The organism is Pseudomonas sp. EA_65y_Pfl1_P113, assembly GCF_963970525.1.
Lineage (GTDB): Bacteria > Pseudomonadota > Gammaproteobacteria > Pseudomonadales > Pseudomonadaceae > Aquipseudomonas > Aquipseudomonas tritici.
Map to the genome: position 1 here is coordinate 220,789 of NZ_CAXAQM010000001.1, position 12,669 is coordinate 233,457.

A 12,669-nucleotide genomic window follows, 5' to 3' on the forward strand; every position below is an offset into this window, starting at 1 on the left:
GCGGTGGAGAGCTAACCAATTGAACCACAAGCGCTTTTCTTCAGAACACGGGTTGACACACTCGCGATCCTCTGTAGAATGCCGACACACAGACGCGGGATGGAGCAGTCTGGTAGCTCGTCGGGCTCATAACCCGAAGGTCGTCGGTTCAAATCCGGCTCCCGCAACCAAACATCAAAAAAGGCTACTCGAAAGAGTGGCCTTTTTTGTGCCTGTCAGTTTTTTGATTGTCTGACAAAAATCCAAGCCTATCGCGCACTTACCGTTATCGGTGACCACTCAGTGGGTTAATTCACACTTATTTGACCGATACATCCATTAACGGTTGACACCCCGCCGTTGGGCTGTAGAATGCCGCCCACAGACGCGGGATGGAGCAGTCTGGTAGCTCGTCGGGCTCATAACCCGAAGGTCGTCGGTTCAAATCCGGCTCCCGCAACCAAACATCAAAAAGGCTACTCGAAAGAGTGGCCTTTTTTGTATCCGGTAAAAAAGTTCTTCTGAAACAATGGCATGGCATCTTTCATGAAACCGTACACGGTTTGCAGAGTCCATCTCATTGCAAGCTATGCTCAATGCTCAGCGCTTCCCTCTACGACCAATGGCCGCTGTCGCCGCCCCCGGTGATACGCGTTAATATTTGTAATAATTTTGCCCATAGGGATTGGTAACTTGGCTGGATACCTCCATCCTGTCGCGCACAATCCACGAGGTGATTGATGCGCGCCAACTCGTCTGAACCACAAGACACCGTTACAGCAGAACAACCGATCCCTCCCGCTCGTTTGCGTTGGCTGGATCGGGTGAGCAAATACCGGCAACCCATCGGGCTGGCCGTCACACTATTGCTGTTCGCCATCGCGTTGATCGCCTGCCGACACCTGCTGCTGGAGCTGGATCTCTACGCCCTCCACGATTCGATTCTGGAAGTACCCAGGCCCGCCCTACTCGGTGCGTTTGCCGCAGGTGTCGCCGGCTTCGTCATTCTATTAGGCTACGAATTTTCCGGCGCGCGCTACGCGGGGGTACAACTGCCCGCCAAGACCCTGGCCATGGGTGGCTTTACCGCGTTTGCCATCGGCAATGCGATTGGCTTGTCGATGCTCTCGGGCGGTTCGGTGCGTTACCGTTTATATGCACGCCATGGCATCGGGGCTTCAGAAGTGGCGCACATGACCGTGTTCGCCAGCCTGGCCCTGGGCTGCGCCCTGCCGCCGCTGGCGGCATTGGCCACCTTGAGTAACTTGCCGGCGGCGTCCACTTATCTGCATCTGTCGCAAGGTTTGCTGGGCGGCATTGCCTGCGCCGTGCTGCTGTTGTCGGCCGCGCTGTGCATCGGCATTTATCGTCGTCGCCTGCCGGAGCAACCCTACCCGGATAACCTGCTGGTAAAAGCTGGCCGCCGTACCCTGCGTCTGCCGGGCCGGCGTTTGACCTTCCTGCAACTGATCATCACCGCGCTGGACGTCGCCGCCGCTGCGACCGTCCTTTATCTGTTGCTGCCAGAAGCGCCGCCCTTCGGCCCCTTCCTGTTGGTGTACCTGCTGGCGCTGGCCGCTGGCGTGCTCAGCCATGTACCGGGCGGGGTTGGCGTATTCGAAGCAATTCTGCTCGCAGCCTTCGCCGACAAACTGGGCGCCGCGCCACTGGCCGCTGCCCTGCTGCTGTACCGCATGATCTACGTGGTGCTGCCCCTATTGATCGCCTGTGTGTTCCTGCTGATCAACGAAGCGCAGCGTCTGTTCCAGACCCAGCAAAGCCTGCGGGTCGCCTCGGGGCTGGCAGCGCCAGTACTGGCCGTACTGGTTTTTTTGTCCGGCGTGGTCCTGCTGTTTTCTGGCGCCACGCCCGAAATCGACTCACGCCTGGAAAACATCGGCTTCTTGATTCCCCACCGCCTGATTGACGCCTCGCACTTTGGCGCCAGCCTGATCGGCGTGCTGTGCTTGTTGCTGGCCCAGGGCCTGCGTCGACGCTTGTCGGCCGCCTGGATGCTGACCATGGTGCTGCTGCTGACCGGTGCGTTGCTCTCGCTGCTCAAGGGTTTCGACTGGGAAGAAGCCTGCTTGATGACCATGACCGCGATCCTGCTGGCGATCTTCCGACGCTCGTTCTACCGCGCCAGCCGCCTCACCGAGCTGCCCTTCTCACCGCTGTACCTGGTGGCAAGCGTGTGCGTGCTGGGGGCTTCGATCTGGCTGCTGCTGTTCGCTTATCAAGACGTGCCTTACAGCCACCAGCTGTGGTGGCAGTTCACCCTGGACGCCAACGCGCCCCGTGGTTTGCGCTCGCTGCTGGGCGCCGCCGTCCTGCTGGTGATCGTCTCCCTGACCTGGCTGTTGCGCACCGCGCGCCCAGTGATCCACCTGCCGACGCCCGACGAACTCGAGCGTGCCAGCAAGATCCTGATGGCCTCGTCCCAACCCGACGGCGGCCTGGCGCTCACCGGCGACAAGGCGCTGCTGTTTCACCCCAATGATGAAGCTTTCCTCATGTACGCCCGTCGCGGGCGCAGCCTGGTAGCCTTGTACGACCCGATTGGCCCGACCCAGCCACGCGCCGAGATGATCTGGCAGTTCCGCGACTTGTGCGACATTCACCACGCGCGCCCGGTGTTCTATCAAGTGCGCGCAGAGAACCTGCCGTACTACATGGACATCGGCCTCACCGCGATCAAACTGGGTGAAGAAGCCCGCGTCGACCTGAAACGCTTTGACCTGGAAGCCAAGGGCAAAGAGATGAAGGACCTGCGCTATACCTGGAACCGTGGCACCCGCGATGGCTTGTCCCTGGAGATCTTTGAACCGGGCACGGCACCGATGGACGCGCTCAAAGTGATCTCGGATGCCTGGCTGACCGGCAAAAACGTGAGGGAAAAAGGCTTTTCCCTGGGACGCTTCAGCGACGACTACCTCAAGCACTTTCGCATTGCGATCATTCGCTTCGAAGGGAACCCGGTGGCCTTCGCCAACTTGCTCGAGACCTACAGCCACGACTTGGCCAGTCTCGACCTGATGCGCGCCCACCCTGACGCGCCCAAGCTGACCATGGAATTCATGATGGTCGGCCTGATTCAACATTATAAGAGTCACGGCTACGCCCGCTTCAGCCTCGGCATGGTGCCGTTGTCGGGCCTGCAACCACGCCGCGGCGCGCCGTTGACCCAACGTCTGGGTTCGATGGTGTTCCGCCGTGGCGAACAACTGTATAACTTCCAAGGTTTGCGCCGCTTCAAAGACAAGTTCCAGCCTGACTGGGAACCCCGTTACATGGCCGTGCCTGCGGGACTTGATCCGCTGGTGGCACTGGCCGATACCGCCGCCCTGATCGCGGGCGGCTTGACTGGATTGGTGAAACGCTGATGATTCGACGTTCCTGGCGGTATGTATTGGCCTCTGTAGTGCTGCTCGCCTTGATCGCAGGCGGCGGCTTTTGGTACTGGAACCGCCCTGCCCCACAGCCGACCCTGGAGCAATTGCCCCAGGCCGATGGCTCGGTGATGACCCGCGTGACGCCCAATGGCACGCCGAAAGCCCTTGTGGCCGTGGCCGTAATGGCCGACGAAATCCTGACCGACAGCCAACTGATCGCTCTGAGCCAAGGCGGCAAGGCGCAGATTGTCCAAGTGATCCTGCCCAAGGACGATTGCAAGCTGCAGGAACAAGCGCTGCAAAGCGCCTTGGTCCAGCTCAAGGGCCCGGCCACCCTGGTCAGCGGCATCGGCCCAGGCGCAGCGCTCGCCTGGCGCTGGCTGGCAACACAGGATGACGACAAGGCCAATGCCATCTCCGTCGGCTTCGCCCTGGTGCAGGAAGGCTGCAAGGACCCACTGCCGAAAACCGCCGCGCACGGCAATTGGCTGGTGGCCTGGAACGACAACCCTGACGATGAAAGCGCCAGTTTCGTGCGCGATACACCACGCGCCACCACCAGCATCAGCGACTACGACATTCACTACCCGCAAGTGCTGAACAACGAGCTGCGCAAGCAACTGGTAGGTTCGGACAACGGCGGCCTGGCGATTCCAGTGGTTGAAGTGCCGGCCGGCCAGGCCAAGGACACCGTCACCCTGTTCCTCTCTGGTGATGGCGGCTGGCGTGACCTGGACCGCGACGTGGCCGGCGAAATGGCCAAGATCGGCTACCCCGTCGTCGGCATCGACACCCTGCGCTACTACTGGCAGCACAAGACCCCGGAACAAAGCGCCAAGGACCTCACCGAGCTGATGCAACACTACCGTCAGAAGTGGGGCACCAAGCGCTTCGTGCTGACCGGTTACTCGTTCGGTGCCGATGTATTGCCGGCCATTTACAACCGCTTGCCGGCAAACGAGCAGCAACGCGTGGACGCAATCATCCTGCTGGCGTTCGCGCGCACTGGCAGCTTTGAAATCGAAGTGGAAGGCTGGCTGGGTAACGCCGGCAAAGAAGCCGCCACGGGCCCGGAAATGGCCAAGCTGCCGCCTGAGAAAGTGGTGTGCATCTACGGTGCAGAAGAAGTCGACGAGAGCGGCTGCACGGACAAGACTGCCGTGGGTGAAGCGCTGAAGTTGCCAGGTGGGCATCACTTCGATGAGAACTACCCGGCGCTGGCCAAGCGGTTGGTGGATATCATTGTGAAGCATCAGGCCAAGGATAAAGCCGAGTAACTTCAGGCTGTACACGGATTAAAAATGTGGGAGCGGGCTTGCTCGCGAAAGCGGTGGATCAGTCACAGCAACATTGACTGACACTCCGTATTCGCGAGCAAGTCGAAGCGTCGAACCGCCGCTCCCACATTTGCTTTAGGGTGTGACCGATATTTAGCGCGGTTCGATGTGCGCAATCATCAGCTGCACGGTTTCATTCCCACGAAACTCGTTCACATCCAGCTTATAGGCCAGCTCGACCCAACGCACGGTAGGGTTAGGCCAAACGTCACGGTCCACCCCAAACGCAATGCCATCGAGTTTCACCGAGCCGCATTCGCTCTTGAGCACCACTTTCAGGTGCCGCTCCCCCACGACACGCTGCTCCACCAACTGAAACACGCCGTGGAACAACGGCTCGGGAAAGTGTTGCCCCCACGGGCCGGCATGCCGCAAGGCCCGCGCCAGCTCCAGGTGAAACTCTTCCACTGCCAGAGTACCGTCGGTCAACAACCTGCCGGTCAGGTCCTCCTCACACAGTTGCCGACGCACTTCAGCATCAAATGCTTCGGCAAACAGTGGGAAATTCGACTCGGGCAATGTGAGCCCCGCCGCCATGGCGTGGCCGCCGTATTTGGCGATCAGATTGGGATGCTGGCTTGCGACCACTGCCAGGGCATCACGGATGTGAAAACCCGGCACGGAGCGCCCTGAGCCCTTGAGCAGGCCGTCACCGGCGTCGGCAAAGGCGATGGTCGGGCGGAAATAGCGCTCTTTCATGCGTGACGCCAGAATGCCGATCACGCCCTGGTGCCATTCCGGGTCGAACAGGCAGAGCCCGTAGGGCATCGACTCCACCGGCAAGTCCTTGAGCTGGGCCAGGGCTTCGCGCTGCATGCCCTGCTCGATGGATTTACGGTCCTGGTTCATGCCGTCCAACTGCGCAGCCATCTCCCGCGCGGCGGCGACGTCGGTGGTGAGCAGGCATTCAATCCCCAGGCTCATGTCATCCAGGCGCCCAGCGGCATTCAGGCGCGGCCCGAGGATAAAGCCCAGGTCGGTCGAGGTGATGCGTGCAGCGTCGCGCTTGGCCACCTCCAGGATCGCCTTGATCCCCGGCCGTGCGCGACCTGCACGGATACGCTCCAGGCCCTGATGCACCAGGATGCGGTTGTTGGCATCCAGGGGCACCACATCGGCAACGCTGCCCAGAGCGACCAGGTCGAGCAGTTCACCGATGTTCGGCTGAGGTATGTTCGCGTACCAGCCCAAGCTGCGCAGGCGCGCACGCAAGGCCATCAGCACGTAGAAAATCACGCCGACGCCGGCCAGGGCCTTGCTCGGGAACTCACAGCCCGGCTGGTTCGGGTTGACGATGGCATCCGCCGCCGGCAACTCATCGCCGGGCAAATGGTGGTCGGTCACCAGCACCTTCAACCCCGCGGCTTTGGCGGCCGCCACGCCTTCGACGCTGGAAATGCCGTTGTCCACGGTAATCAACAACTGCGGCTCACGCTGCAGGGCCACGGCGACAATTTCCGGGGTCAGGCCGTAGCCGTATTCGAAGCGATTGGGCACCAGATAGTCGACATGCGCCGCTCCGAGCAAACGCAGGCCCAAGGTACCCACGGTGCTGGCAGTGGCGCCATCGGCGTCGAAGTCACCGACGATCAGGATGCGCTGGCGTTGCTCCAGCGCCGTCACCAGCAAGTCCACCGCCGCGTCGATTCCCTTGAGCTGCTGATAGGGAATCAACCGCGCCAGGCTTTTATCCAGCTCAGCCTCCGATTGCACACCGCGCGCGGCATAAAGACGGGTCAACAGCGGTGGCAATTCACCAAGAAACGGCAGGACGGCGGGCAACGGGCGGGGATCGATACGCATGAGGTAACGGAAACTTCTCTACTGATACAACGGTTAAACAACAATCCTGCAAACGGTACAAACCTGATGTGGGAGCTGGCTTGCCTGCGATGCGGACGGCTCGGTGAAACAGTTACACCGCGGCGATACAATCGCGGGCAAACCCGATCCCACACAAGCCGCTTGCCACATTTTAATCGCGTCCGCCGACCAGCCACTGCAATTGCACTTCATGCTGGCCACGGTCGTCGGTCACGAAGATGGTGCCTTCGCTGATCATCACATCCCACTTGATCACGCGGGGCATGTCTTTGGCCAGAACCTCCAGGATCTCCTGGGGCACGGCGGCGATGTGTACGTTTTTCAGGTTGGTCGCCACCGGCACCACCTTGCCTTCCCATACACGCAGGCTACCGTAGGCCAGCAGGCTGGTGCGTTCGGTGCGGCGCGAGCACCAGGTCAGGCGGTCGGCATCGGGTTGGCCGACTTCGATCCAGTGCAAAACCCGATCATCCAAACTTTTTTCCCACAGGGCTGGTTCGTCTACATCTGACAGTCCACGACCAAACGCCAGTTGCTCGTTGTAAAACAGGGCGTAGGCCAACAGACGCACGGTCATGCGCTCTTCGGTTTCCGAAGGGTGGCGGGCGATGGTCTGTTTGACGCTCTCGTACACCGAGCGATCGAGGTCAGTAAGGTTGAGTTCGAATTTGTAGGTCGTGGACGGCTGGGCCATGAACGGACTTCTAGAGACAGGGAAAGGCGGCCAGTCTAACCGATGGCGGGGCCATTCAACGAATCCTGCGCTGCATCATCCTTATCCCTGGGCTGTCCGCCTATGTTAAAAGGCATCACACCACCGCACTGCGCAGACAAGGATCATCATGTCGTTTAATGCCAAACCGCTTGCCGGCCTGAAAGTTATCGAACTCGGTACCCTGATCGCCGGCCCGTTCGCCTCACGTATCTGCGCCGAATTCGGCGCCGAGGTGATCAAGGTCGAATCGCCGGACGGCGGCGACCCGCTACGCAAGTGGCGCAAGCTGTACGAGGGCACGTCGTTGTGGTGGTTTGTGCAGGCGCGCAACAAGCAGTCGCTGACGCTGAACCTCAAGCACCCGGACGGCCTGGCCATCCTCAAGCAGTTGCTGGCGGACGCCGACATCCTGATCGAGAACTTCCGCCCCGGCGTGCTGGAGAAGCTCGGCCTGAGCTGGGAAACCCTGCACGCACTCAACCCCAAGCTGGTGATGGTGCGTCTCTCCGGCTTTGGCCAGACCGGCCCGATGAAAGACCAGCCAGGGTTTGGCGCGGTGGGCGAATCCATGGGCGGCCTGCGCTATATCACCGGCTTCGAAGACCGCCCACCGGTGCGCACCGGCATTTCCATCGGCGACTCAATTGCCGCGCTGTGGGCGGTGATCGGCGCGCTGATGGCGCTGCGTCATCGCGAAGTCAACGGCGGCGTGGGCCAGGTGGTCGATGTAGCGCTGTATGAAGCCATCTTCGCCATGATGGAAAGCATGATCCCGGAGTTCGATGTATTCGGTTTTATTCGCGAACGCACCGGCAACATCATGCCCGGTATCACGCCGTCCTCCATCCACACCAGCGCCGACGGCAAGCATGTACAGATCGGCGCCAACGGCGATGCGATCTTCAAGCGCTTTATGTCGGCCATTGGCCGTGAAGATTTGGCCAACGATCCAGAGTTAACCAGCAATGACGGACGCGATGGCCGTCGTGATGAGCTGTATGGCGTAATCGATCGCTGGGTGAATTCGCTGCCACTGGATGAAGTGGTCGCGATATTGAATAAAGCCGAAGTGCCTGCCAGTCGCATCTACAGTGCCGAGGACATGCTCGGCGATCCGCAATTCCTCGCCCGGGAGATGTTCCTCAAGGCCCAGCTTCCCGACGGCAAGGACTTCAAGATGCCTGGCATCGTGCCCAAGTTGTCGGACACGCCAGGCAGCTGCGAATGGGTCGGGCCGCAGCTGGGTGAACATAACAACGTGCTACTCAATAAACTGGGATACGACAGCGCTGCCATTACTCGCTTGCGTGAGGATGGCGCGATTTGATGGTTTACCCTGCTCAGAGCGAGTTGGCAGCGTTCATTGATGAGGACCAATTTGACCTGCAAGCCTTCCTCGGCTCCCCTACCGCACGCATTGGCGCAACCGCCGAACGCAGCTAAGGTCCGTTGATCGATGCACAACTCAAGGGTGCCGTCCCTCACACACTGGCACTCCATTACGGCAATGACGCCCTGGGCAGCCTGCTGCAAATGCAGCGCCTGGGCCGACTGGAAGCCGTTCTGGGTTACGCGCCGGAGATCCGCTATCACGCCATGCAACAAGGCATTGCCCCTGAAGACCTGATGTTCTACCCCATCAAGGGGTCAGCGCCCTACCAGCGTACGCATATCGGTTGTTCGGCCACACCTGAAGGTCGCCAGGCCATACAGCGAATTGATCGGGCCTTGCGCCATATCCCACAGGAACAGCTACAGGCTTCCTACGCCGAATGGCTGGACCCGGTCATGCGTGAACACTATCTGCAGGACAACCCGAGCTTTTTCCTGGATTCACCTGAACCCTGACAAATCGCAGGCAAAAAGAAACCCCGGAGCGTGGGGATACACTTCGGGGTTAAACGTGGCCTACAAAGACCCGTACAGCAAGGCACAAACACCGGAGCACAATGTCTGCTCTTGCTGTTACGAAATCTGACCGGCCGCCTTGTAGGAAGTTTCCACACTTAAACAATTCTTCATGCAACGGCAGCGCCACGAGCCTGGGCGGCGTTGCGCAAGGCCGCGATGACCGACGGTTCCAAGCGCCCTTCGGCAATCTTGAGATCGCGCAAGAGGCAGTCCACCACATCCACCATCACGCGTTTATCCATCAATTGTGCGCGATCAACTTCACGCTCGACCACGATCGCGCCAGCAGGATTCTTCACGGTCACCAGGCACTCGCCCTGCACACCGGCGGTGGTCAGCGAAACCTGATAAGGGCTCAGCGCTTCTTCTAGCAATAGGCTGATACTTTCCATCTCGATCACCACTCAATAGTTCGGGAACAATCGTTTCAACGGGAGAGCTGCATCTATCCTAAGTGACTGGTTGTGACGTAGGAAAGTTCGCTTTTTCGTCTTTTGGGGCCGTCAGGGGCTGACGGATTCCAGCATGCGCTCGCAACATGACAACGAAAAAACGGCCGCACCTACCGAACCTGCAAGCCATAAAAAACGCCGCTGACCCAAGGAAGGGAAAGCGGCGTTTTTGCCTGCACGGTTTGCCTTACAGCGGCTTACCACGGTTGCCATGCTGGCTGACAAACGCCTGCACAGCCTTGAGGTCATTGGCCAATACAGTGCAACGCTCTTCACGCTCGAACAGGTCAGCCAAGTGCGCCGGTAATTCCAGCGCCTTGCCAACGCCCGCCTTCTCCACCGCTTCCGGGAATTTCACCGGGTGCGCGGTGCCCAGGATCACCATCGGGATATCCAGGCTGCGGCGGCATTCGCGGGCGGCCTTCACACCAATGGCAGTGTGCGGGTCCAACAGCTCGCCGGTCTGGGCATAGACTTGTGCGATGGTTTCGCAGGTCTGCGCATCGTCCACAGCCAGGGAGTCGAAGAGCTTGCGGGTTTCGGTCCAACGCTCTTCGTCAACGCTGAAACCGCCACCGCTCTTGAAGGTGTCCATCAAACCCGCGATGGCCGCGCCGTTGCGACCGTGCATGTCAAACAGCAGGCGTTCGAAGTTCGACGACACCATGATGTCCATCGACGGCGACAGCGTGGCGTGCAGGGTTTCCTTGACGTACTGATTGCCGCTCATGAAACGGTGCAGGATGTCGTTGCGGTTGGTGGCGACGATCAACTGGTTGATCGGCAGGCCCATGTTGCGTGCCAGGTAACCGGCAAAAATGTCGCCGAAGTTGCCGGTCGGCACCGAGAACGACACCGAACGTGCAGGCCCGCCCAGTTGCAGGGACGCGTGGAAGTAGTAGACGATCTGGGCCATGATCCGCGCCCAGTTGATCGAGTTCACCGCCACCAGGCGCGTGCCTTTCAGGAAGCTCTGGTCAGCAAAGCTGTTCTTGACCATTTCCTGGCAGTCATCGAAGTTGCCTTCAATGGCGATGTTATGGATGTTCTCACCAAAAATGGTGGTCATCTGGCGACGCTGCACTTCCGACACGCGCTTGTGCGGGTGCAGGATGAAGATGTCGACGTTTTCGCAGTGTTTGCAGCCTTCGATGGCAGCCGAGCCGGTATCACCGGAGGTAGCGCCGATGATCACCACGCGTTCGCCGCGCTTCTCCAGCACGTAATCGAGCAGGCGACCCAGCAGTTGCAGGGCAAAGTCCTTGAACGCCAGCGTCGGGCCGTGGAACAGCTCCAGTACCCATTCGTTGCCGTTCAATTGACGCAACGGGGCGATGGCGCTGTGGGAAAACACGCCGTACGTCTCTTCCAGAATCTTCTTAAATTCCGCATCCGGAATGCTGCCGGTGACAAACGGGCGCATCACCCGGAAGGCCAGCTCGTGGTACGGCAGGCCGGCCCAGGAAGCGATTTCTTCCTGGGTGAAGCGTGGCAGGTTTTCCGGCACGTACAGGCCGCCGTCAGTGGCAAGACCTGCCAGCAAAACGTCTTCGAAATTCAGGGCCGGTGCCTGGCCGCGGGTGCTGATGTAGCGCATAGGGGCAAACCTTCGGTTTGGGCTTCAAGCTTCAAGTGACAAGCTTCAAGTTAAAGCAGATCTGCTTCTACTTGAAGCTTGTAGCTTGGCGCTTGCAGCTGAATTAATTCAAATGTTCGACACGGATACGGACTACCGGCCCAACCACGCCCTGGAGAGCTTCGAGCGCTCGGATGGCGTCATTCATGTGTTGTTCGAGCACACGGTGGGTCAGCAGGATCATCGGCACCTGGCCGTTTTGCTCCTCGACTTCCTTCTGCATGATCGACTCGATGTTGATCCCGCGCTCCGACAGGATGCTGGCGACCTGGGCCAACACGCCCGGATGGTCCTGGGCCTGGATACGCAGGTAGTAGGCACTTTCGCAGGCTTCGATCGGTAGGATCGGGTGGGCCGACAGCGAGTCCGGCTGGAACGCCAGGTGCGGCACGCGGTTCTCCGGGTCGCTGGTCATGGCGCGGACCACGTCCACCAGGTCAGCGATCACCGACGAAGCCGTTGGCTCCATGCCGGCGCCGGCGCCGTAGAACAGGGTCGAACCGGCGGCGTCACCGTTGACCATCACGGCGTTCATCACGCCATTGACGTTAGCGATCAAGCGATCGGCCGGGATCAGCGTCGGGTGCACACGCAGCTCGATACCGGCCGGCGTGCTGCGCGCTACGCCCAGGTGCTTGATGCGGTAGCCCAGGGCTTCGGCGTAGTTCACGTCAGCAGTGGTCAGCTGGGTGATGCCTTCGGTGTAAGCCTTGTCGAACTGTAGCGGGATACCAAAGGCGATGGACGCCAGGATGGTCAGCTTGTGCGCCGCGTCGATACCTTCCACATCAAAGGTCGGGTCGGCTTCGGCGTAACCCAGGGCCTGGGCCTCGGCCAGCACGTCTTCGAAGGTACGCCCCTTCTCGCGCATTTCGGTGAGGATGAAGTTACCGGTACCGTTGATGATGCCGGCGACCCAGTTGATACGGTTGGCGGACAGGCCTTCACGGATCGCCTTGATCACCGGGATGCCACCAGCGACAGCGGCTTCGAACGCAACGATCACGCCCTTTTCACGCGCCTTGGCGAAGATTTCGTTGCCGTGCACGGCGATCAGCGCCTTGTTGGCGGTGACCACGTGCTTACCGTTCTCGATGGCCTTGAGCACCAGCTCGCGGGCCACGGTGTAGCCGCCGACCAGTTCGATGACAATATCGATTTCAGGGTTGGTGGCAACGGCGAAGACATCGTTGGTAATCGCAATACCGGTCGTTGCGAACTGTGGCTTTGGCGAACGCGTGGCAATTTGCGCCACTTCAATCCCACGGCCTGCGCGGCGGGAAATTTCCTCAGCGTTACGCTGAAGTACGTTGAAGGTGCCGCCACCGACGGTCCCTAACCCACAGATGCCTACTTTGACCGGTTTCACTGAAGAACTCCCCATGAAACGGCCGACGCGAGGTCGGCCGTGGAAAACAGCCGC

Annotated in this window: 8 protein-coding genes, 2 tRNA genes and 1 pseudogene; 6 read left to right on the top strand and 5 right to left on the bottom strand. The window is 60.1% G+C overall.

All coding sequences use genetic code 11. The features are described 5' to 3' along the window. Positions 1–93: 93 nt before the first annotated feature. The 4 genes from AACY52_RS01070 (at position 94) to AACY52_RS01085 (ending at position 4,648) form a co-directional block, all read left to right on the top strand. Positions 94–170, top strand: a tRNA-Met gene (locus tag AACY52_RS01070). A 195-nt stretch (positions 171–365) separates the two neighbouring features. Beyond that, positions 366–442, top strand: a tRNA-Met gene (locus AACY52_RS01075). Positions 443–719: 277 nt separating this feature from the next. Beyond that, positions 720–3,362 carry a bifunctional lysylphosphatidylglycerol flippase/synthetase MprF gene (gene mprF / locus AACY52_RS01080; RefSeq protein ID WP_339417294.1) on the top strand — a complete coding sequence of 881 codons (2,643 nt, stop codon included), beginning with the start codon at positions 720–722 and terminating at the stop codon, positions 3,360–3,362. Continuing rightward, on the top strand, positions 3,362–4,648 hold the full coding sequence (locus AACY52_RS01085) for an AcvB/VirJ family lysyl-phosphatidylglycerol hydrolase (protein WP_339417295.1): 1,287 nt from the start codon (positions 3,362–3,364) through the stop codon (positions 4,646–4,648). Before mprF ends, AACY52_RS01085 begins: the two co-directional genes overlap by 1 nt. Positions 4,649–4,801: 153 nt before the next feature. On the opposite strand, the gene recJ is transcribed toward AACY52_RS01085, so the two are convergent. Then, entirely contained in the window at positions 4,802–6,511 is a 1,710-nt protein-coding gene (gene recJ, locus AACY52_RS01090) for a single-stranded-DNA-specific exonuclease RecJ (protein WP_339417297.1), read from the bottom strand. Between the two features lie 172 nt (positions 6,512–6,683). After that, positions 6,684–7,226 carry a YaeQ family protein gene (locus AACY52_RS01095; RefSeq protein ID WP_339417299.1) on the bottom strand — a complete coding sequence of 181 codons (543 nt, stop codon included), beginning with the start codon at positions 7,224–7,226 and terminating at the stop codon, positions 6,684–6,686. A 148-nt stretch (positions 7,227–7,374) separates the two neighbouring features. Between AACY52_RS01095 and AACY52_RS01100 the strand changes: the two genes are divergently transcribed. Both AACY52_RS01100 and AACY52_RS01105 read left to right on the top strand, forming a co-directional pair. Beyond that, positions 7,375–8,574 (top strand): CaiB/BaiF CoA-transferase family protein, encoded by a 1,200-nt coding sequence (locus tag AACY52_RS01100; protein WP_049711684.1) that lies wholly within the window; start codon positions 7,375–7,377, stop codon positions 8,572–8,574. 14 nt (positions 8,575–8,588) lie between these two features. After that, a pseudogene (locus AACY52_RS01105) lies at positions 8,589–9,095 on the top strand (hypothetical protein); the annotation flags it as partial. Between the two features lie 170 nt (positions 9,096–9,265). Here the strand turns inward: AACY52_RS01105 and AACY52_RS01110 are convergent. The 3 genes from AACY52_RS01110 to AACY52_RS01120 form a co-directional block, all read right to left on the bottom strand. Next, on the bottom strand, positions 9,266–9,550 hold the full coding sequence (locus tag AACY52_RS01110) for a DUF3509 domain-containing protein (RefSeq protein ID WP_339417301.1): 285 nt from the start codon (positions 9,548–9,550) through the stop codon (positions 9,266–9,268). A gap of 247 nt (positions 9,551–9,797) precedes the next feature. Further along, positions 9,798–11,207 carry a threonine synthase gene (gene thrC / locus AACY52_RS01115; RefSeq protein ID WP_339427481.1) on the bottom strand — a complete coding sequence of 470 codons (1,410 nt, stop codon included), beginning with the start codon at positions 11,205–11,207 and terminating at the stop codon, positions 9,798–9,800. Between the two features lie 103 nt (positions 11,208–11,310). Then, positions 11,311–12,615, bottom strand: coding sequence for a homoserine dehydrogenase (locus AACY52_RS01120; RefSeq protein ID WP_339560173.1), 1,305 nt, complete (start codon positions 12,613–12,615; stop codon positions 11,311–11,313). Positions 12,616–12,669: the final 54 nt, after the last annotated feature.

Coding starts and splice junctions, on each gene's coding strand:
- thrC (WP_339427481.1), bottom strand. CDS start 11,207: ATGCGCTACATCAGCACCCGCGGCCAGGCACCGGCCCTGAATTTCGAA.
- AACY52_RS01100 (WP_049711684.1), top strand. CDS start 7,375: ATGTCGTTTAATGCCAAACCGCTTGCCGGCCTGAAAGTTATCGAACTC.
- mprF (WP_339417294.1), top strand. CDS start 720: ATGCGCGCCAACTCGTCTGAACCACAAGACACCGTTACAGCAGAACAA.
- AACY52_RS01085 (WP_339417295.1), top strand. CDS start 3,362: ATGATTCGACGTTCCTGGCGGTATGTATTGGCCTCTGTAGTGCTGCTC.
- AACY52_RS01095 (WP_339417299.1), bottom strand. CDS start 7,226: ATGGCCCAGCCGTCCACGACCTACAAATTCGAACTCAACCTTACTGAC.
- AACY52_RS01110 (WP_339417301.1), bottom strand. CDS start 9,550: ATGGAAAGTATCAGCCTATTGCTAGAAGAAGCGCTGAGCCCTTATCAG.
- recJ (WP_339417297.1), bottom strand. CDS start 6,511: ATGCGTATCGATCCCCGCCCGTTGCCCGCCGTCCTGCCGTTTCTTGGT.